Source organism: Ruegeria sp. SCP11 (assembly GCF_040329455.1).
GTDB lineage: Bacteria > Pseudomonadota > Alphaproteobacteria > Rhodobacterales > Rhodobacteraceae > Ruegeria > Ruegeria atlantica_E.
In genome coordinates, this window is the sequence record NZ_JBDZYG010000016.1 from 1 (window position 1) to 21034 (window position 21034).

Annotated in this window: 21 protein-coding genes; 8 read left to right on the forward strand and 13 right to left on the reverse strand. The window is 51.6% G+C overall.

The window, feature by feature from the left end; translation table 11 throughout:
• Positions 1–68: 68 nt before the first annotated feature.
• Together ABLN94_RS20190 and ABLN94_RS20195 are read right to left on the reverse strand one after the other, a co-directional pair.
• Complete coding sequence (locus tag ABLN94_RS20190) at positions 69–1763, reverse strand: recombinase family protein (protein ID WP_352995861.1); 1695 nt, start codon at positions 1761–1763, stop codon at positions 69–71.
• Between the two features lie 33 nt (positions 1764–1796).
• On the reverse strand, positions 1797–1982 hold the full coding sequence (locus ABLN94_RS20195) for a hypothetical protein (RefSeq protein WP_352995863.1): 186 nt from the start codon (positions 1980–1982) through the stop codon (positions 1797–1799).
• A gap of 537 nt (positions 1983–2519) precedes the next feature.
• Here ABLN94_RS20195 and ABLN94_RS20200 point away from each other — a divergent pair.
• From ABLN94_RS20200 to ABLN94_RS20210, 3 genes are all read left to right on the forward strand, one after another.
• Positions 2520–3833: an AAA family ATPase gene (locus tag ABLN94_RS20200; protein WP_352995865.1), complete on the forward strand. Its 1314-nt coding sequence runs from the start codon at positions 2520–2522 to the stop codon at positions 3831–3833.
• Positions 3834–3969: 136 nt separating this feature from the next.
• Complete coding sequence (locus ABLN94_RS20205; protein ID WP_352995867.1) at positions 3970–4779, forward strand: plasmid recombination protein; 810 nt, start codon at positions 3970–3972, stop codon at positions 4777–4779.
• Positions 4776–5201: a hypothetical protein gene (locus ABLN94_RS20210; protein WP_352995868.1), complete on the forward strand. Its 426-nt coding sequence runs from the start codon at positions 4776–4778 to the stop codon at positions 5199–5201. Before ABLN94_RS20205 ends, ABLN94_RS20210 begins: the two co-directional genes overlap by 4 nt.
• A gap of 42 nt (positions 5202–5243) precedes the next feature.
• Here ABLN94_RS20210 and ABLN94_RS20215 read toward each other — a convergent pair whose 3' ends face one another.
• The 6 genes from ABLN94_RS20215 to ABLN94_RS20240 form a co-directional block, all read right to left on the reverse strand.
• Complete coding sequence (locus ABLN94_RS20215) at positions 5244–5543, reverse strand: hypothetical protein (protein ID WP_352995870.1); 300 nt, start codon at positions 5541–5543, stop codon at positions 5244–5246.
• Positions 5544–5648: 105 nt separating this feature from the next.
• Positions 5649–6935, reverse strand: a complete 1287-nt coding sequence (locus ABLN94_RS20220; RefSeq protein ID WP_352995872.1) for a DUF3987 domain-containing protein — start codon at positions 6933–6935, stop codon at positions 5649–5651.
• 536 nt (positions 6936–7471) lie between these two features.
• Positions 7472–8116 carry an RloB family protein gene (locus tag ABLN94_RS20225; RefSeq protein WP_352995874.1) on the reverse strand — a complete coding sequence of 215 codons (645 nt, stop codon included), beginning with the start codon at positions 8114–8116 and terminating at the stop codon, positions 7472–7474.
• Positions 8109–9416 carry an AAA family ATPase gene (locus ABLN94_RS20230; protein WP_352995876.1) on the reverse strand — a complete coding sequence of 436 codons (1308 nt, stop codon included), beginning with the start codon at positions 9414–9416 and terminating at the stop codon, positions 8109–8111. The genes ABLN94_RS20225 and ABLN94_RS20230 overlap by 8 nt, the downstream gene beginning before the upstream one ends.
• 494 nt (positions 9417–9910) lie before the next feature.
• Positions 9911–10549, reverse strand: coding sequence for a hypothetical protein (locus ABLN94_RS20235; RefSeq protein WP_352995878.1), 639 nt, complete (start codon positions 10547–10549; stop codon positions 9911–9913).
• Positions 10550–10964: 415 nt separating this feature from the next.
• Positions 10965–11273, reverse strand: coding sequence for a tyrosine-type recombinase/integrase (locus ABLN94_RS20240; RefSeq protein WP_352996037.1), 309 nt, complete (start codon positions 11271–11273; stop codon positions 10965–10967).
• A gap of 762 nt (positions 11274–12035) precedes the next feature.
• Here ABLN94_RS20240 and ABLN94_RS20245 point away from each other — a divergent pair.
• The 4 genes from ABLN94_RS20245 to ABLN94_RS20260 all read left to right on the forward strand — a co-directional run bounded on the left by ABLN94_RS20245 (position 12036) and on the right by ABLN94_RS20260 (position 15722).
• Positions 12036–13763: an amidohydrolase gene (locus ABLN94_RS20245; protein WP_352995880.1), complete on the forward strand. Its 1728-nt coding sequence runs from the start codon at positions 12036–12038 to the stop codon at positions 13761–13763.
• Between the two features lie 42 nt (positions 13764–13805).
• On the forward strand, positions 13806–14363 hold the full coding sequence (locus tag ABLN94_RS20250; RefSeq protein ID WP_352995882.1) for a hypothetical protein: 558 nt from the start codon (positions 13806–13808) through the stop codon (positions 14361–14363).
• A 148-nt stretch (positions 14364–14511) separates the two neighbouring features.
• Positions 14512–14700 (forward strand): hypothetical protein, encoded by a 189-nt coding sequence (locus ABLN94_RS20255; protein WP_352995884.1) that lies wholly within the window; start codon positions 14512–14514, stop codon positions 14698–14700.
• Between the two features lie 20 nt (positions 14701–14720).
• Positions 14721–15722 carry a helix-turn-helix domain-containing protein gene (locus ABLN94_RS20260; protein WP_352995886.1) on the forward strand — a complete coding sequence of 334 codons (1002 nt, stop codon included), beginning with the start codon at positions 14721–14723 and terminating at the stop codon, positions 15720–15722.
• Between the two features lie 65 nt (positions 15723–15787).
• Here ABLN94_RS20260 and ABLN94_RS20265 read toward each other — a convergent pair whose 3' ends face one another.
• The 4 genes from ABLN94_RS20265 to ABLN94_RS20280 all read right to left on the reverse strand — a co-directional run bounded on the left by ABLN94_RS20265 (position 15788) and on the right by ABLN94_RS20280 (position 19394).
• Entirely contained in the window at positions 15788–16303 is a 516-nt protein-coding gene (locus ABLN94_RS20265) for a hypothetical protein (RefSeq protein WP_352995887.1), read from the reverse strand.
• 234 nt (positions 16304–16537) lie between these two features.
• On the reverse strand, positions 16538–17578 hold the full coding sequence (locus ABLN94_RS20270) for a hypothetical protein (RefSeq protein WP_352995889.1): 1041 nt from the start codon (positions 17576–17578) through the stop codon (positions 16538–16540).
• On the reverse strand, positions 17556–18443 hold the full coding sequence (locus ABLN94_RS20275) for a transporter (protein ID WP_352995891.1): 888 nt from the start codon (positions 18441–18443) through the stop codon (positions 17556–17558). Before ABLN94_RS20275 ends, ABLN94_RS20270 begins: the two co-directional genes overlap by 23 nt.
• Before the next feature lie 252 nt (positions 18444–18695).
• On the reverse strand, positions 18696–19394 hold the full coding sequence (locus tag ABLN94_RS20280; RefSeq protein ID WP_352995893.1) for a GAP family protein: 699 nt from the start codon (positions 19392–19394) through the stop codon (positions 18696–18698).
• Between the two features lie 470 nt (positions 19395–19864).
• Here ABLN94_RS20280 and ABLN94_RS20285 point away from each other — a divergent pair, with 470 nt between their 5' ends.
• Entirely contained in the window at positions 19865–20299 is a 435-nt protein-coding gene (locus ABLN94_RS20285) for a hypothetical protein (RefSeq protein ID WP_352995895.1), read from the forward strand.
• Positions 20300–20465: 166 nt separating this feature from the next.
• Here the strand turns inward: ABLN94_RS20285 and ABLN94_RS20290 are convergent, their stop codons facing one another.
• Positions 20466–20960 carry a hypothetical protein gene (locus ABLN94_RS20290; RefSeq protein ID WP_352995897.1) on the reverse strand — a complete coding sequence of 165 codons (495 nt, stop codon included), beginning with the start codon at positions 20958–20960 and terminating at the stop codon, positions 20466–20468.
• Between the last annotated feature and the right edge of the window lie 74 nt (positions 20961–21034).

Consider the following 21034-nt stretch of genomic DNA (forward strand, 5'->3'; position numbering starts at 1 on the left):
CAACACAGCCCGTTCAGACTACAATTGATCCACTGGATCAATTGCTTAACGTCTTCACCTCGTCAGGCTCATAACCTGAAGGTCGCAGGTTCAAATCCTGCTCCCGCAACCAACTTTAGCGAACTTTCGCAAGCATCAATGCCCGCCGCTTCGGCGGGTTTTGCGTTTTTAAGCATGGCGATCAAATTGCCCTGCATGTCCAGGATGTGGTTCTTGGCATCTTGATCGTATGAAACGACAACCCGGTCCAGCAGCTCGTGAAGCTCATCGCTCGCTCTGCCAGCAACACCTTCGTCTGTCAGCGTTGCTACCAGATTGTCGACATATCCGCGATACAGAGCAGGCATGTCATCAGGAAGCCTGATGGCCTTTGGAACAAGCTGCTCTCTGGTTTCCAACCGCCTCTCACGTTCGCTTTCATAGTCATTCAGGCGTGAACTGACCAGTTTTGAGCTTTGGCCGTTCTCGATGGCGTCCATCAAGTTTGCGATCTTCCTATCAAGCTCCTTGATCGCTTGGTCATTCAACCGAATAGTCTCTCCAACGCTCTTCTCCTGGTGTTGCCTATGATGGAGATACCGTGTCTTGAACTCTTGGAACGCTTCATCCCGCATCAAGTGCTCGCGCAGGCTGCTGAGGATGGTCTCTGCAGCAAGGTCCTCCTTCAATCCTGGCATCCCCTCGCAGACGGATGATCCTTTTTCCTTGGCGTTGGCGCAGTAATAGCGCCTTGTCTTTGCCGAACCTGCAACGGTCAAATTGCCGCCGCACTGGCCACACTGCAGAAGGCCGGAGAGGAGGTATTTCCTCCGGCGTAGTCCCTGAGACGCAGACAAGCCCTTTGGGTCGGTGGATTTGTGCTTCGAGCGCTGTCGCGCAAGGCTGTCCTGGCGCTCTTTCACGGCAAGCCAGAGGTCCTGATCCAGGATGCGCTGATCCGGCATCTCAGTAATCTGCCAGTCCTCTCTGGGCACGGGACGCGACACACGCTTGCCAGTCTCTGGGTGTTTCGAATAGCGAAGTCGCCCCCAGAGATAGCGGCCAATATACAATTCGTTGTTCAGGATTCCGGTGGCCCGTGCCCGGTTTCCATTGATCGTGTTTTGCTTCCAGTGACCCGATCCTGCACCGCGACCCCTTGGAGCGGGAATGCCATCATGGTTGAGGTCTTCCGCAATCTTCTGAGGTGACTTGCCGTCTGCGTATTCCCGGAAGATCCGACGGACAATCGCGGCTTGCTCATCCACGATTTCAAACTCTCCCTTGAGGGTTTCACCGTTTTGGCCGGTCGCTACACGGTATCCGTAGGAAAGGCCTCCACCGCTTTTGCCACTTGCCACTTTTCCTTCAAGGCCTCGGCGTGTTTTCTTTCCCAGCTCTTCCAGGAAGAGGGCGGCAAAAGTGGAGAGGACGCCGACATCCATCATGCCGAGCTTGCCACGGCCAAGTTGATGGATCTCCGTATCAGCATGGGTGGCGGTTTTGTAGAAAGCCCAGACAAGCTCGCTATCACGCCCCAGGCGGTCGATGTGTTCTATCAGCACAATGTCAAACGTTCGATCCCGAACGCATGACAGCAATCTTTGATATTCCGGCCGGTCGCCAGTTGCGCCGGAGATTCCACGATCTGCGAAAGTGTCAGCAATCGCCCATCCCTGGCGCTCCGCGTGGTGTCGGCATTCCCGGAATTGGTCATCAACAGACTTCGGGTTCTGCATGTCTGTGGAATAACGGGCGTAGAGGGCAACACGCGGCTGATGCATGAAATATCTCCGTTTAATGTTCGTCAAAGATGCTCAACTTATCGACGGGGCTTCACGTGAAAAAATCCCGCCAAAGGAGAAAAGTGCTCTTGGAACGCCGAGCGATTCCAATATGATAGGCAGCACTGCATCCGGAGCCTCCTCATTCGAGTTTCCTTCCTGGGACCCTTGTTTTGCGGCGACTTCGGCGATCAGGTCTATCATCTTCGAGAGGTTCATTCGGTTCTCCTTCGGCTGGGACATTCAAAAACGCAGCACGAAAGAGTCTTGAAACCTGAAGTGTGGGCATGCGGAGGGTCTGCTTGGCTTAGGTCAGGCAGGCCCGTTTTGGAAGAATTGATTTTCTCAAGAGGGGGCTAATGTCAGCCTTGCTTGGAGGGATCGTCACTGGAAGATTTGGGCACCTGCTGTTTTTATGCAGGGCACTTGACGAGGATTGGAAATTTGACCTTCAGTTTTACGGTCCCAACGCCAACCGATCCGAAGCTCTTTGAGTTGGGAACTGGTGAGACAATCATTTTTGTTGGTGCAAATGGCGGTGGGAAAACACGATTGACCGTCCACATTGAGAATGCCCTGGATATCCGATCACATCGGATTTCTGCGCATCGGGCGCTTAACTTGAACCCCAGTGTGGCGAAGATCGGAGAGAAGAAAGCTCTGGCAGGACTCCGCACAGGGCGCGCGCATGAAGACTCCTTCCAGAACGCCCGATACAGGGCTTCCAGCAGGTGGGGCAACAATCACGCAACCCATTTGCTGAATGACTTTGAATATCTGATACAAGCCCTTTTCGCCGAGCAATCGAATACGGCCTTGCAGGCTTATCAGCGGCACAAACCAGGTGCCGAGGCGACCGACGAGCCGTTCAGGATAACCAAGTTTGATCGGCTTGAGGAGATTTGGAGTGGCCTGCTTCCTCACCGCCAGCTCCATATCTCTGGTGACGATATTCTTGTCTCGATCCCTGGAAGCGGAGAAAAATACACAGCCTCACACATGAGCGATGGTGAGCGGGCCATTTTCTATATGATAGGTCAAGCTCTCGTAGCGGACGAAAACACAGTGATGATTGTCGATGAACCAGAGCTACATGTGCACAGGTCGATCATGTCAAAGCTCTGGGATGCAATCGAGGCGGCCCGACCTGATTGCGGGTTCATTTTCATTACTCACGATCTTGAATTTGCAGCGTCTCGTGCCGCGCAGAAATTTGTAATCAAGGATTACTCACCGGCCCCGACTTGGAACATAGAGCCTGTTCCCGAAAATACAGGTTTCAGCGAGGAACTCACAACTCTCATATTGGGAAGCCGCAAGCCGGTGCTTTTCGTGGAGGGCACCCAGGAAAGCCTCGATCTGGCGATTTATCGTGCATGCTATCCAGATTGGACTGTCGTTCCGCGCTCTTCCTGCACTGAGGTGATTCACTCCGTGGTTACTATGCGCAACAATGCTGAGCTGACCCGGGTCACTTGTTCCGGCGTGGTGGATGGCGATGACTATGAAGAGGAAGATCGGGAATACCTCGGAAGGCTCGGCATCGCAGTGCTGCCAGTGGCCGAAATCGAAAACCTACTTCTATTGCCGGACGTGAGCAGCGCCATCGCCGATGCGGAAGGGTTCACGGGAGGTGCGCTTGACCAGAAGCTCTCGGAGCTTGCGGATGCGGTCTTTCAGTCGCTGGATACGCCGACGAAGGTTGAGGCGGTCGTTGTGCGATACTGCCAGCGACGAATTGACCGGGCTTTGAAGAAGATAGATCTTTCCAGGGCCAAAACGGTCGAAGCACTCCGGGGCGAGTATGACACTCGCACTGCGGCTTTGGACATTGAGGGAATAGCTGCAGAGAGAACCAGAGCCATCCAAGAGGCGATTGCTGATCGTGATCTTTCAGGGCTCTTGCGGTTTTACGACAACAAAGAATTGCTCGTTATTGCTGCTTCACAGCTAAAGGGCTGCCGGAAAGACAGGTTCGAAGGGTGGATCAATCGTTGCTTGCGAAACGGCACTCACCCAGAGCTGACGGCGGCATTGGGTAGACACTTGCCCCAGGTCGCAGCGGGTTAGAAGTCAGCTGCTACCAAAACCTCGTAGAGCGAGCGGAAAAATGGGGTGCCGGAGGCGGGGCCCTATTTTTCCATAGTGAGCTATGAAAAAACCGGTTTTGTTTTTGTGAGCGTTCTCTGGGAACCATTTCCCTTGCATGAAAGCAGTTTTGAATATCGAGCGGATCGGCTTCAATGCTCTCAAGGCGCATGCACAGCATGAGCGCCGAGAGATTGGGGACCAAACCCACACGGACGAGGCAAAGACCCACCTCAACGATTCCATCGGCCTCGATAAATGCCCTGAGACGGCTGTCAGGAAATACCTGGATCAGACTGGGGCGAAGATCGACAAGCGCAATGAGAAACCTATCACACGCGTTTTGTTGTCAGCCTCGCCGGAATATTTTCGCCCTGGTCGTCCAGACCAAGGCGGGGAATACGACCGGGAGAGATTGAACCCCTGGGTTCGTGAAAGTGTCAAATGGCTCAAGAAGGAATTCGGTGAGGATGCTGTCCATATTGCTACGCATCTCGACGAAACCACACCGCATATCCATGCAGTGATTGTTCCAACCTATGACAAGAAAACCAAACGTCGGACAGTCAAACAGGTCAGCCACCACAAGCACCCAGCGTTCGCGGCGCTGAACAGCTATGAGGATCTACACGACAGGTATGCTACGGCGGTGCAGCATCTGGACATTCGTCGAGGCGACAAGCTCCCGGACGAACTCAGGAAAGAACGCCGCTCCAAGACAAAGAAGGAATGGTTGAACGGGCGCATCAAAGCGGCTTCAGCTCAATTGTCTTTGCTTGATGGCGAGATCCGCATGCACCTGGGCAAGAAGCTCAAGAGCCTGCGGCAGACGATCCTGTCTCGCAGGCCACAGAAGGACCAAAGGGTGGCAAGTGCAGCCCTGGCACAGGTGCGATCAAAGACAAGAACAAGAGGAAGGTCCCGATGAAGCATGACGAATTCACAATGGCACTCTGGGAACTGTGTGATGATATTGCAGAATTTCCGACTGTCGAAGCAGAACAGGTTGAAAGGCTGCGACAGGGGGCGCTGATCAAGGCAAATACGCCTTCCAAAGACCTCCTTGCCGAAAGCGTTGCCAACGAACCGGCGCGCGAACGTATGGTGAGCGAATTCTATCAAGAGGCGGTCGCATCTGGGCTGGTCAGCGCGGAGGAGCTGCACGAGGAGAGAAGGCCGTCCGCCGGGATGGATGCGGACCTTTGGCGCGTGCAGTATTTGGAAGATCGCATCCATCGGTATGGTCTTGCCCTGCTAATCCTCCAGCGCGTGGCTGAGGGTGACGATGAGCCCGACATTTCGCCAAATGAGCGAAAGGCCGAGAAGCGTTTTCGCGGGTGTGAGCGATAGCGCCCTGGTCGCCGCCTTAGGCGAAGACCAAGGCGCGGCCAATCAGGCGATGGCTTTGTTCCGCTCCTCCCAGTAGTCGCGGATTTCCATTGCCTCTTCCCAGTCGAGCGGAAGCTCATATCGGCGCTCGAACAGCGAATATCGCATGGCGATGTGGGCTGCTTCGAGGTTGTCGTTGTCCAGGCAAGGGAACAGATCGAAATCGACGTCGCTGTGAGCGCCATGGGTCGAGAGGATGAAGCGGGCCAGCCGGAGGCTCACCCCGCTGTCAGCTCTCACAGCATCCAGAAGCCGTTCAACAGCTTCACGGGCTTGTTCTTTTGTCACAGAAATTTTTTTCATGATGGATCTCTTGTATCGGAGGGGTTGAAGTCTATCTGGGGTAGGGGTTTGTTTTTGGCCTTCCCGCGAGTGAGAAGGCCAAAAACAAACCCCTACCCCTAAAGATCACTTCATCAGACTCATGACAGAGTGCGCTTGGGCTGCTGACTTGATCTCACGGATACCAGAAACCAGATCTCGGGCTTTCAGGGGTTTGCCTCGTGCTTTGAGCCGATCGCGGATGGTCTCGGCCTTTTGGACCGTCTTTTCCAGGTCGGAGAGGCCATAGCTGGTCAAAAGGCGGCGGGCCTGGTCAAGGTGCAGCGCCACCATCCGAACAGCCAGGGACATGCTGTCGCGCTCGATCCTGGTTCCCCTGTTGCCCGCGATAGCATGGAATACGACAGCGTAAGAAAACGCTGAGAACATTGCGCGCCGATAGAAGCTGGCCGGAATCTCCGCCTCGATGAACAGCGTGCGGAAGCTGTCTTTGAACAGATCAATTGCTTGCGGGCAGAAGACGAAGCTGGCGTCTTCAAATTCACTGCGCGAAAGCAATTTCAACCAATCAGATCGCAAGCGGGCATAGCGGCTCTGGATGGCGGGACAATCCCAGTCCTCGAAATAGATCGGAAAGTCCTGCGTGAGCCGCTTGGGGTCCCGGTCGGCGTGAATGAAATTGTAACGCTGCGCGAAACCATCCACCAAGGATTCGGCCCCAATTTGATCGCCGAACGTCTCGCCAACATTGATGCCCAGGATCGAGAAGGCATGGTCCTGAATGACAATTTGGGCCTCTTTGGTCATGCGTGTGATAGCTCCGCCAGAATAGGCTTGAAGCAAGATATCCTTGATCTCTTCCATGTGCCGGAGGTGTTGGATCTGGTTGAGGAATTGGCCGAATTCGTCACGGACCATCAAACCCTTTGGGACTTGCTGGATATTTGCGACGAACTGAGCAGCGGAGGACGCCGATTGCAACTCAGGAACCACTGGCTTGCCGTCAGCATCTGTAAGCCAACTTGCGACCTTGTCAGTCGCAAAGGTTTTGCCAGATCCCGAAGCCGCGAGAACTACAGTCCAGAGCTTTGGCGAATACAGAGAGCCGCTGATCTCGTATCTCGCTCCCAGGGCATTTAGGTAGCCCGAAACAATGGACAGCGCTGCGACCAGTGGCAATTCCAAGGGAATGTCCGTCTCGCGTCGGAAGAGTTCAATGATTTCTTCGAGGAATGAACCCGGAGGAACCACCTTCAGACCATCCCAATCGGGGGAGCCTTGATAGCTCAGGAAGGCTTGGACAGTCTCTTGTCCTTCCTGGGTTAGCCCGGAAAGACAGTCGAGAAGGCGAGGTGAGGGGGTGCCAGCCTTCTTGGCTCCTTTGAGGGAGTTGTTGCGGACATGGGGTGACATAGAGTGATGTTCCTTTTCAGTTTATGTTTTGACCGGCGTTTGTTCCGGCTGAAAAGGAAATTGGCCAAAGCTGACGAAACCGAAGAAATTGGCAGCACTTTTTTAGAAAATTCTGGAGGGAGATAGTGAAAGCGTCAGCAGGATTGATATAACTACTTGATAAAAAGTAAAAATATCCGAAGCTTGGGTGAAGGCAACTTGTCTGCAAAGCCTCAGAGAAGTGCGATCCTCTTGAACGCGGTATCCTGTTCTTTGGAACAAGAAGCCAATGGCTGCTTACGGATCCACTCGACTTGCAGAAGAGAATTGGAGCCCACCCAACAGCCCTTAAGACTGACGCTCCCCCACATATCTTGTAAAAGATCTCTGTTAACGACCGAGGTTGCGATTTTAGTCGAGTGGACCCAATCGTCGAGCCTAAAAGGAAATATGCCTGGGGGCGATTGACATTTTAAGTGAAATTACGGGGCGGGCTCACAACCACAAACAGATTGGCCTGGTGTTTTATTTTTCTTGATCGGGGTTCAGAAGGTTCACTAAAAATTGTCAATATCATCCAAAAGTTTGGGCATGCCAAAATAGGGGTTGATTTGATGGTGTGCGGTCTTTCCTGGAGGGCAGTTGCGTAAAGAGTCGGCATTTATTCTGTTTGCCCTTTGTCGCGCTTGTGGAATGAGGCTTTTTATGGTTTCGAAAAGGAACTTCGAAGATTTTTCATAATCCATTCCAGATTTTTCTTTGAAAAGGGTTTTGAAATTACTTCTGCGCGAAAAGTCATCGTAGCAAGAATACGGTGCCGTTGTGTGCTCGAAATGTAGGTGTAGCCAACACTCGAAGCAAACATTGGTCAGTGCTATTTCGATCCCGTTGGCCTTGGCCATATCTGCCGCCTTAGCGTGTAAGGCATCCGGATACTTCGCAATGGATTCTCTGTCATAGACTACCCAAAATTCATCATCTGGTAGTGATACGCGGGATTTTTTTAGCTTTACTGCTTCCTCAACTAATTGAACGGGCGTGTTTTTCCGGGTGGATTCAACCTTGACCACTGTTGTCAGGTTATCCACTCGCGTTTGACCGATGTATCCCTCTATGTAAGAGGGTTCTGTTTTTTCCCCTTCGCAAAAAATTCGCATGGTTTTTTCGGGGGATTTGGTGTCCTTTTTTCTTGGTTTAGGCATCTTCTGCTGCGGCCTCAGAGGGTCTAAAATTTTTCAGTTCCAAAACTGCTTCCCGAATTTTTGCGCGGTTAATCCGCGGAACTGCTCCCAGTCGCCCGTCGTTGTAGAATGAGTAAAAAGGACTGTTGGGCCGAACAAGCTTTTTGTCAAATTCATCAAGGCAAACGATCGAGGTTTTACCCTGGGCTTTGCTGGTCAGCAAAATCTGTTCTCTCCTCATGATCTCTGGTGACAGGATGCTGAGGTCATGAGTGGTGAAAATTATTTGCGCACCCTTCGAGTTGATCTCGTCATCATGAAATAGGTCGAGAACTGCCTTGATAAGGTGTGAATGTAAATGAGCGTCCAGCTCATCAATGACAACCACCCCTCCTTTTGCGAGTGCCATAAGAAGCATAGGCAAAATTTCGAACAGGCGAATTGTGCCGTCTGATTCCTGGTGTTCATCGAAAGGAATCAGCGACCCATCTTCAGAGCGATGCCAGAATGCAAACTTCACTTTGTTCTGCTCGAAAATAGCTTCCTTCAATTCATCTGGCATGTCGTCAGGGAGCTTTATTTCTTCAATATTTTCTTTTTCCTCGACAGAAATATTTTCAATGCCAGTGTCGGCAAAAGAAATCAAAGAGGATAACGCGCTAAGATGCGCTTCGTTTTTATGGAAGCCAACAGCCATGACACTTTGACCCGCACGAACGAAGTCCATAGTGCGAAAGTATCTATAGACTTCGCGTATCGAGTCTGGAGAGGACGCTGTGTTTCCTGCTTTGGAAAGGTAGCTGTTATTAGGGAAAAAGGGGATTTTCCTGGAGCCGCCCTTGTAGGTTCCGCCAAATTTGACAGTTTCCCAAGAATCGTTTTCAAGCCGCTCAAACACAAGAGCTTTGTGCCGCTTTGGAAATGTGTGCAACGTTTCTGTCAAAATGCGTTCTTGATTGAAAGAAATCACATATCTGTATCGTGCACCTGATGGCACGATGAACTCGATGTCAAATCTAACAGGGTCGGACTCACTACGCACTCCGAGAGCGTAGGGTTCGTAGGGGAGCATTTTTTGGCCCTCCTTGCGGTCGCCCGAGTTTTCGACCAGCCATCTCAAGGCTCGGATCCCCTGAAGGAAATTCGACTTGCCAGAAGCGTTGGCTCCCAAGATCGCAGCAGATCGCAGAACCGCAATCTTCCCATCTTCGTATACCGAATAGTTACAAGCTAAGCGGTCGCGCCCAGCTTCTACGTTGAAGTTCAAGACTTGCTCATCACTTATTGAGCGAAAGTTTGTGACTGAAAAATCAACAATCATGGGAGGTCAATCCTAACCTGGGTCGATTCTTGCGTTCATCTTGCACAAGTGGCGTTAAATCGTGACTAACGTAGTTCAAAATTTTCTGCAACAACGAACGAAATGATGCTCACCAGCAACAAGCAAGAGTTCGCCATAGTTCAAATCCTGCTCCCGCAACCAATATAAAGGTCGAATATCAATCACTTAGCCTCGCAATTCGCGAGGCTTTTTGCTTTGCGCCAACACAACTGGAAGCACTGTGGAAGAAAGCGGGTGCGAAAATACCCTGTGGCAGCACCGCAACAGCATAAATCCACCAATCATACGCATAAGGTCGCGGTGAGCCCTTAGCTACCGTTGACCACACTTTGGTGCTTTGCAAGCACGGCACGTCGAGAACCGCGCATTCCAGACGTTGAGAGTCAGGCGCCAGTTGTCAGCTTTGCGGACAAAGCCGACATTGACCTTTTAGATGATGAAGCTGATCGGAATGGCAATCTGTCAAAGGCTGGTCAGCGATAAACACCGAAAATCTTGCATTCCAACAATCCGGCCGCTTCGTAGGCTGATCTAAACCGAGCCTCTTCATTTGCCAAACCTGTTTGGGTTGACTCTGCACAAGCCTTTATCGCGTTACTTTTTGCTTCTGCTTGGGTGGCATAATCGATGCCAAAACCTGTGTAGCCAGCTGGATTGCTTGCAATCGCGAGATAGCGGCCCGATTTAGTGGCCCGTTTTGCCTTGGCCAACACGCCCGTATGATTTTTGGGTATTGTATGTTCTGTAGGCTCATCTCGAGGAACAAACGTTGCGAATAGGATACAGTCTGCTCCAGACACAATATCACAGTCGATTTTCGCCATTCGTTTTGCGTCATTCTCTGAATAACGGCCTGTCACTAATCCCCATGCGCGGCCATCTGGTCGAATGTAAAACGCTCCAAACGCTCCGTCTCCTCGGTTGACAGCACCGTCAAACGCATTTCGCGCCCTTGTGGAAAGTGGTTGGTCGGAGTGCTGTCGAACCTCGAAGGGTCCATAAGTGGTCAAGGATTGCTTCGATGGCAAAAAACTTGAGTCAGGAGCTGTCTCGGTGCACGCCGCCTGTAGCATGAGCCCAACGAGTAAAAGGCTGATTGTAGCTTTAGTCATTGTTGGAAATTTCCTTGCTTTTGAATACGCCCTGCGTCTCGGCTTTTTCGTAAGTGGTATCAGCGTACAGGGTCAACGTATTAGGCGAACCGCCCACTGCAAACACAGCCCAGCGGGTGATCCATGCAACATGCTATTCGACTGGGTCAATACTATGGGCGATTTAGGAAGTAGTAGGCGTGCAGTTTGGGCTCAGAGTTGTCATTCGAGATATCGGCTTGGTCGGTGGTTTTCCTTACCCGAAGTATACGCGGGGCTGGGTGTTCCCCGGGTAGGGGGGAAGTTCTCTATGATAGGTATCGTATACGTAGACACCCTACATGATGTGGCACGCTGATATGTACGTTTGATGCGCTGTGTCCGCGCCCAATACCCTAACTAACCAGACGAAGCACTTGCGCTGATTCCTGAACGCTTACAAATGTGTTGAGCCGTGTCGCGCTTTCTTCGCTGCTAGGCGTACTGGAGAGTCCGCCAAATGGGCATATCGCATCGTGGTCTGAATCTGAATGCGACCCAGAAACCACCCGACCATCTGTATAGGCATGCCAGACGAACCGGCATTCGACGCATTGGTATGGCGCAGGTCGTGAATACGGACATCGTTCAGACCGGCACTCTTACTTATGCGACGCCATGGCTTTTGCAGGTCGGTGGCGTAATAGCCGGGAACAGCACCGGCTTTAACGTGAGGGTTGTCAGGAAGCCGTGGCGGTGCGCTCAGTGCGGCTCGGGCCGATTAAATGCGCCGCGCGCCCGTCTTAGTGTCTGGTAGCTCCATAACGGTGTCTGTTATGTAGTATCATAGCAGGGTTTGAATAACGCCGAGGCGACTCCCGGTCAGGATCAGAAACCGGAACGCGCGACGACAAAGGTCGACTCTGATCCATTCCGTTCCGCCTCTGCCAAAACCTGCCCGAGCCGTTGCAACTCATTGTGGCTCAGAAACCGCTCCCGTGTCCCTTCCCGGTTTTTCGGGACATGGCGGCATGGGTTCGACCCGTCAGGCCGCAACACGACAACGGAACCCACCGGACGACGGTCGTCTCCGGGCGCCCGTCGGAGCGGGGCAAGTGAGAAGTCTGCGGGGAGCTGTTGGTCTGCGACCAAAGGCATCGCGCGGATACGATATAGAAAAAGAAGGGCCTTCTCCCACTTGACGGGGGAAGGAGCGGGAGCCGGATATTGTTTTGAATTCTGAGGTTTCCGCCTGTCGGGCTTTGCTCGCCTCGGCGCATTTAGTGACGCTTTGAATTGGTTGCAGCACCTGCATGATTCAGTTCACGCTGGAACTATCTTTACATCAGCGGTTCGCCCGATCGGTCGAAAAATCGGTCGTCCCGCTCCACGCACCTATCTCTACAATAGAATTGCGACAGAGCTTTTTGACAAGAAAAAGGGCGGCGTTGCGCAGAATATTTATTTGACATGCAAATATTATGTTTCATCTTTATTAGATGTTTTGGTTGGCTTGGGAGTGCGGGTGATGAAATTGATGATGATAACAATCGGGTTGTTAACCTCTCTCGCCACTAACTCTGTTGCTCAAACAGCTCGACTAAACCCTACAACGGACTATGCGCTTATTAACGGCGTCATCCACACGATGGATGAGGCTGGAACCGTTGCCGAAGCCATCGGGATCAAAGGAAACGAGATCGTTTATGTCGGCGACGCGGCGGGTCTTGCTAATGTTATCGGGATCGGCACAGAGGTGATTGACCTCGAAGGCAACATGGTGCTTCCGGGCTTCGTGGAGGGCCACATGCACCCCACGGCCGGCGCGCTGATCATGCGCGGTGTGGACCTCCAGGTCGACAGCATCGACGGAATCCTTGAGCGCGTGCGCACCTATGCCCAAGAAAACCCCGACCTGCCAGTAATCCACGGATACGGGGTTCGGCTTCACCTTTGGGATGACGGCTACGGCACAAAAGAGATGCTTGACGAGATCGACGCGGACCGCCCGATCTACCTCTGGGGAGTGGACGGGCACCAGGCCTGGGTGAATTCCAAAGCCTTCGAGATCGCCGGGATCGACGAGAACACGCCCGAAACTGTGCCAGGGTTTTCGTTCTTCCGCAGAAACGACGACGGTACGCCCGCCGGTTGGATTGTTGAAGTTCCGGCACAGTTGCAGGTGCTTTCGAAACTGTTTGATCTAAATCTTGAATACACTGAGGAAGGGGTTCGTGAATGGCTGCCCCGGTTCGCAGCGGCAGGGATCACTACAGCCCATGACTACGGCATTCAGGGCCTCGGGCAGGACGAAGGCTTCCAACTCATGACAGATCTGGCGGCGTCCGGTGATCTTCCGATCAGGGTTCAGGGTAATTTCTATTGGAATGATCCAAACCTCGACCCGATCCCGCCGCTCGAGGCGCTGCGGGAGCAATTCGACGCCGATCTTGTGTCCGCGCAAGGCCTCAAGATCAACATGGACGGTGGGGATGATGCCTATAGCGCCCTTTACACTGAGCCTTACAGTGACAACCCGGATGCCTCCCCCGACCCCATCATTCCAATTGACGTCCTGAACGAGACTGTGCTGCGCGCGGATGCTGCCGGCATCAACGTAGTGTGCCATTGTTTCGGGGACGCCGCAGTTCGTGCGGTCTTGGATGCGATCGAACTGGCGATTTCGCAAAACCCACCGCGCGATCGGCGCAACGTAATCAGTCATGCGATGCTCGTTCATCCTGACGATATTCCGCGTTTTGCGGAACTTGGTGTCACGTGGGATTCCACCGGTGCCTGGATGAGCCTTGATCCAGCGCTTCAAAGTGTAACCCTGAAGCGCCTTGGCGACGAGCGGGTGAATCGGTATTCCCCTATGCTTGCGATTGCAGAGGCGGGCGGAAACGTGTCCTTGGGCTCGGACTGGCCGGCCGCCGGCTACATTTCGGAATACCGCCCACTGGTGGCGATCCGCACGGCGGTGATGCGTCAGCTTCCTGGGCGCGACGATGTTCCACCGCTAGGCGGTGAGGAGGCGCGTGTATCTGTGGACCTCGCGATCCGCGCCAATACGATCAACGCAGCCTACGGAATGGGAAAAGACCATGAAATTGGCAGCATCGAGGTTGGCAAACTCGCAGATTTGGTGGTGCTTTCAGAGAACCTCTACGAGATTGACCCAAGCACGATCCACGAGGTTGAAGTGCTCTATACTATCATGGACGGTAATCTGACTTGGGATCATACCAAACAGTAGAAAGCGCAATTCTGGCATTCCGCCTCCGAAAGGAGAACAGAAATGAAGCATGTCTTGAGAGTTTTACTGGCCGTGTGTTTAATGTTTGGTGGGGCAGGGCAATCCTTGGCCTGCGGTAACCCGATGCTTTGGGCTCTTCTTTTTGAACACCACCCCGAAGCCAAGATTGCTTTTAGGGCGGATATGGCTGCCAGAAAGGCAGGCATTGTTCAAGCAAGACCGTTCGTAGGAACGCGAGGGGTCTCTTATCATTCTTGGTCACTAAAATCCTTGAACAGGCTCGCGCATGAGATGGCCCCAGAGATTTCTGCAAACTTGTCAGAAGAAGACACGTTTACTGTGCTTTTAGCTATCGAGGTCGCAGCGATACGCTTTCATGGTGGTGATAAGGCACCAGAGATCATTTCAGCTTCTCAGATCAAGACCATCTCCGATTACGACGTTACGACAACAGTGAATGTACTCCATTCAGGCTGGCGGCATTCTCTCGATTATGATGCAATGGTCGAGAACGATCTCATAGTTTTAGCTAACCCTGATGCAGGCGAAACGATTGCCAGTCTTTTCGACACAACGTCCAATGCTTCGCTGCGCCCCTAAAGACCTGTTCGCGGAGTTTTCCTGTAGCACTCGAAAACAGTGATCCGATATAAATTATGTCGTCAATGTCGCGATGGATGATGCCCCTTTCGAAAAGGCCCAGCCGAACCTAAAGGACCATCGAATTAGATGTGTTGGGATCGATTCAATGCAAATCAAACTGGTTGAATTGACAGGCACCCTTCTTCTGGCAGCCACTGCCTTTATGCTAGAAAAAAACAGGCCAGTAGCAAAAGGCCTCGTACCAACTCCGGCCCCTGCTATTGCTGATTCTGAAATTGGTGTTGAATTAACGAAACTCGTAGCTCCGAAAGAACCCCGCATCAGAACTGCTTAGCTTTTTTACAGGAACAGCTCATGGGCGTCGACAACACGTGGCTAAGGCACTTTGCCCGAAGGTTTGAAGAATACGTGTCAGATGGCCGTGTATTCAATGATGTCCTAAAGGGATCTGGTTTAACACGCAGTGACCTGAAAGAGACTGCTGGTCAGATTGACCCGTATAAAGAAGGTCAATTTGTTCGTTTGGCTTGTGACCATCTGAACAACCCGGCATTTGCCACGATGGCCGGTTTGGCATTTAACTCACCCCGCGACATCGTCTGGTACATTGCAAAATATTCCCGAAATCTAAAGGAAGCCGTTGAAAACGCAGCGCATTATGGCGCGTTGGTTGATGATACTATCGACTACAGCCTTGTTTTGTCGGGAAATCATGCTTCGCTTCAGATGCAAATTACTGATGGAGGGCTCGTCAAATACCATCGTCGGACAGAGTTTCTTGTTTTCTCGGCAATATCATTAATGCGTGTGGTTACGAATGCTCCTGTCCATCCTCTGGAGATTCGGTTCCAACATATGGTCAGATCAGCGGGACCCGAGATTCAGAAAGCCGCTGGATGCGTCGTTTCCTTTGATTCCGAGAAGACTGAACTCATCCTTTCGCTATCATCTCTTGATCTCCCAATACCAAGCTATGACCCAGCCCTCCAAGAACACTTGGCCGACTACGGCGACAAACTTTTGAATGAAAGAGCCGGGTGCGCGCCCAGTACTTGTAGCAAGGTTGAATCATTGTTGTTGAACGCGCTACCCGGGCAAATTCCTAGTGTGCAAGAAGTGGCCGCAAGTCTCGGGCTCAGCACTCGATCATTGTCGCGACGCCTCAATGAAGAAGGCCTGAGTTTTCGTAATATTGTTAGTAACATAAGGTGTGATCTTGCGAAGACGTATCTCAAGGACGGGTTCGGCATCGGAGAAGTTGCATTCTACCTGGGTTTTGCCGATCAGCCCGCATTTTCCACTGCGTTCAAGCGTTGGACCGATTTAACACCGCGTGAATTTCAAAGACAAAACTAAGCCGACGTGACGCCCTGATTTCTACCTTCGCAATTGAATCACGCCCGAGATACGCTTCTGCTTCACTAGTGCGCGACTGACGATATCTGGGTGATTACGCAGTCCGAAATCAATGGTGCTTTCCACAAGACAAGTTCATTTGGTTCACCTTTTTCGATCACCATTGCGACAGCACTTTTGGGGATTCTAGTTTCAAGGATGATCGGAGTTTTGGCTGTCAAACCATGACATCCAATTGCATACTCCAATGCTGTATCAAAGTTTGTCGTCCAAGACAAACCAACTTCTTTTCCCAGGCTTTGACCGCGGAAAACCGAGATTTCTCTGGGAAGCTGATGCCACTCGGCCGAGGGAATCCAATGTGATTTTCGTTTTTCTGCGTCCATTGCGTGAACGAACATGGTGTGGTCAATTTTTTCAAACCCACTCCACAAACCCTGCAGCAAGGGCCAGAAATCCGCGCTGGAGATTTCATTTTCAAGAAGCATTTCAACAACAGCATCTGCGCGCTGATCGGCTTCGTAGTGTCTGTTTAAATGCATGTTGATTACTTCGACGGCACTGACTGCTTCGGTCTTCATGACTGACGCTCCAATTCTATCTCTGTAACTTGCAAAGCACCTTGCGTGGCACTGTCATTCAATATTGGATGTGATCGTGCATTCACTCATTTGAATTAGCGCCAAAAGTTTTTCTTTTTCAGCCAAAGCGAGGCGAAACTGTGTACGCCCGTAAGTGATCGAGGCTTGATTGCTGTGACTTTCAAATTTTGATGATGACTTGGGGTCTTGGTCAGATAACCGCTGCATACAGCACTAAAATCTGAGACCAAAGCCTATAGAAAACCCGTCGAAATCTTCTGCAACTACACCGTTCAGCATTATGCGCCCTGCTTTGACCGCAGGAATACCAATTCGGCTTGTGTCAAACTCGACACCAACGCCTGCAGTTGCCAGCCAATCCGTATCCAGAACCTCAGCGGCATCTCCGTGGTAAAATACCAAGCCGGCATCCAGCACAAGTTGGGTCGACAGATTGAAGAGTTCCACATCTTTCAAGGGATAGCGATAGCGCGAAAAAAATGTTGTCTGGTTGGAATTTGCCTCGGCGTCCCCAGCTTGTGGTTCATCAATTGGATGAAACTTAAGGAAGGTTTGGCGAAACCGGTATTCAGCCTGCCACGGACCATACCTGGCTTCGCGATAGACCCCGACAGACGCACCGACACCCAGTGCATTCAAATCACCATCAATTGGGCCAGTCGGTCCTGAACGGGCTGGAAAAATTGGGAAGTCTATGATCGAAGCGTCTGCCGAAACATGGCCGAGCGATAAGTGACCGACAGGACGAAAGTGCCAGTCTTTGCCCAAAGGAAACTCCCAGCCTATTCCCAAGGTGGCTGCAACACTCGCCCAAGTCACGTCCACGTCGACGCCAGGTGCGATGTCGGGAAAGAAAACAACAGGGTTGTACACCTGATAAGCCACAAGCCCTTCAAGATAGAGACCATTTTCAAGAGGACTGATACCACCCCGAAGCTGAGTTGATCGCAGACTGTTGGTGTCGCCTGATGCCCTTAAAAACGAAAACGAAGACAGCGTCTCATTTGGCGTCGCGGCAATACTCAAGACCGCAAGCGCCGCACGCGCAGCTGCCTCAGATGCATCCGGGTTAACGGATTGCGCTGTCGAGGCAGATGCAAAACCTAGAATTCCAATCGACAAGCAAACTTGCGTCGCGTTCAGTATTAACTGATCACGTACTTGGCGCACTGCACGCGTCCATACGCTCTTTCTAAAATGCGTAGGCAAGCGACAAAAGGGTCGCAACACCTTAGGTGGTGTTTCGATTGTCAAACCCCTTCCCCAACCTCAGAGCGATCTGAGCGCCTGGAAGACCTTCAGGCTTCCATATGCCGTAAGGTTCAACCAGGTTGATCTCGTACTTCGAAGGGTCGCCTCCGGGCGTACCACTTTTTCTAGAAACTTGAACTGAACGAGCCGCCAACAGCCCCAGGTTAATGGCTCGGGCGACTTCTTTACCGAAGGCAGGCTCCAAAGAAAAAACGTCACCGGGGCGTATGTCAGTGGTCTCCTGACGTCCGAATTTCTCGCACCTTGCTTGAAACGTCGCTGCCCAAGGCAGATCGGCGTTTTGCTTCCCGATCGTACCAGCGAAAAGCATATGGCTCCACAGCCGCTTGTCGGTATTGGGATATCCTCCGGCTTCAAATTCTCCGGTTGGAGTCCACAATGTATATGATGTTTGAAAATGCCAGTTTTCGTGATGCCAGCCCAGAGCAACAGGCGTCACAACCGTGTCGCCTAGATGATATCCTTGTCCCAGCCCAGGCTCTGGCCGCAAGACCTGATTTCTGTATGTAAGGACTACCCCCGCCGAATAATCGGCACCCAGCAGTTTGACGTCGCGAAAAACGTAGCGGAAGGTCAGTCGTGCCGCGTTCACTGTCGAAGTAGGTGCGCCGATATCGTTTCCGTTGTCATCGACGTATCGTTGGATGTCATAATTTATCCATCCGTTTTCGATCACTCTGGTCCCTTGTGGCGGCAGAATGGCAGAGGTCTGTCCAAGTCCAGCCCCTAGCCCATAGTTTCCTGCGATAGGAAATTGGGCTGTCGCAATGCTGCAGACCAGTGTGCCAGCCAAGAGTGCCAATGCCCTCAAGGCCGCGGACAAACCAGCTGATGCACTAACGCCCATTCATTTCCCTATACAGTTAAACTACTAACGTATTGCTAGCGCTGCGAGGTTCTGTGCGACGTATCGTCAAAAGTTCAGTGTCGCTCACGCAAGAAGACTTGTGTTGTTGGTAAATCAGCGCCCAATTGTTCCACTATTTAGAGTAAACGTCATTGCCGGATTGGATTGGGTTTGTTTGTTCACAAGTAACGTATCGGCGTGAAAACAGGTGCCTAAATGCCACAAGTTCGTTTCCGAACAATGCGTTTGAATTCAAACCAATCCAGACCCGGTAAGGAAATACTTGATTGCGTCGACAATGAAAGCCAATCCCAAGACTCCAAACAAGAGTGGGACAAGCCACGCCGCGGTAGTGCTAATGAACTGATTGAGCGCGCTTAGTCGATCTACAATTGCCTTGCCAGTGACAGCATATGCAACTGGAATCAGAAAATAAGGCAGCGCGTAGAAGAGGTTGTAGACCAGCAAACCCAAAGGTTTCGACTGTACGTTGAATCGGAACATCTCATTTATGAAGCCGAGATAGGGTACAGCGAATGGCATCCCTACGATACACAGGGTCGCCCCCATTACTACGGACGGCAGCACACCTTCCTTCTGTTGGCTCGCCTCGGACCGGGCAGACTGTTTTTCCATTTCCGCACTTGTACTCACCCTAGAAGCGAGGCCGAGCAAAACTAAGCCGAGAAGAAAGCCAATTACGAAATTGATACGCGTTGGATTCACGAACCCCGTGACGACAAAATCCACCACTGGAGCTAGCAGTTCCGCAAGCCCGTAAACGATCAGGACCCCCATCACAAAGTACGCAATTGTATGGCCTAAGATAAGCGCGCAACTATTTGCAATTGGCCGGCTCCCTGTCAGGGCAAAAGCCGTTGCAGCCAGGAGGACTGGGCTGACTACGTCCACCAACAAAATAGGTATTCCAACAACCCAAATGTCACTCATTCTCTGCCCCGTTCTGTCGGTCACTTACGTATCTGGGAAACCTCGGCGTTTTTTCTTTTGCCTGTTTCCACGTTCCACGAAAGGTATAGGCTGACAGACACGGTAGACATTGGCCTAAACCTCAGGTTTTATCCTCCCTTCGGAGAGCTTCTTTTCTATTTTTAGAGCCTTACTAGACCAGTCTATCTACCTTTCGTTTCTCTGCAAATTTTCGGTGCCCTGACTCTCCACACAGCGAATGTACTCTGTATTTTTGGCGGAGTTATCCTGCAATGGCTTTCTCAATGTGATGCAGTCCGAGCTGAGAACTAAACAGGTTTTCATATTAATTGATAGTTGGCTGGAAAAAGATGTCCGGCTTTCCTGCAATCATGTCTCTGTAATTTACAGTTACACTACAGTAGGAAACCTGCTGTTTGCAGTCGCTCTTTCACATTTCTGTTTTGTGAAAACGGAAACGGGAGAGACAAATGTCACAATTTGAACTTCTGAAAATCTTAAGGGATCAATACCCTTCGACCACTGCTGCTGCACACAACCTTGTGCTGAAGGTATCAGAACTGAGGCTTGCCCGCGAAAACCAAATCTGGATTGACTTTCAAGGATCCAACACAGCACAGGTCGCGTTTGAAAACGCTATGTGGGAAACTCTACTGTGGGCGGCCCGAGAATCCAGAGAAACGAGTCCGGAACGGCTGTTTAAGTTCCTCGCCAACTTTTTCGCTCAGTTTGCGCTGGCTTGCCCAAGATGGAATGGCGCTTTGCCCCAGGTAACGGACTACTTGCTCGACGCTAGTGAAAATGCGGACTCGATGCTAGTCGATGCCCTTGCTCAGGTTAAAGGGGAGCATTTGGTAGTTAGAGGCGTAGGTCAGCCAGAGCTTGGCCATATGCTCCAGGCTTGAGCGGACAGACCCTGGTTGACGATACCAAGCCTGAACCAGTTGATCGCCCGACAGGAACCCCAAGCAAGGATATAGCCTAAACCTGTCGGGCGGTTTCCGCCCAATCCAACTGATATTGCTATTCCGACCCTGGCTGCGAGAGTTCAGTTAAGTGGTTTGGGGCAGCTCAAACACGCTTCCTAAGCTTTGAGCGTACATACTTTGACAACACATGTGTCGCTGCCACAGCTGCCAGCCAAATCACGGATGAGCCAAGTTTTTCGGCGGCGGCAATTGGTAAAACCAGAAATCCAAACAGAATGGCCACTAAGTCTTTCGCTTGCCATCCGTCCGCAAGTAGATCGGGTAGCAACCCGATGAGGCTTCCACAGGCCCCCGCAACCAAAGTTGATAGTAGCCCTCCTATGAAGGCCCAAATCCACCCGCCCAAACCAGCATGACCAAACATGGAAGCAAGCAGATAGCCCATTATCGCACCGCCCAGCAACATTGCGATAACGTAACGAACAACAAGTCCCCAGTTCTCCCTTGCCCATTCATCTTGCAAACCTTCCGAAAGATCGCGAGACAGGAACAACAGAAATAAGCTTGCCCCGATCAACGCCATACTGATAGTCGAAACCAACCTTGGGGTTTTACCTTTTGGTGTAGAAGTGGGCATTAATCCAATCCAGTTTGAAGGTCCCCGAGGAGTTTACTTCACCCCAATAGTCAATCAGCTATCTTGATGTTTCC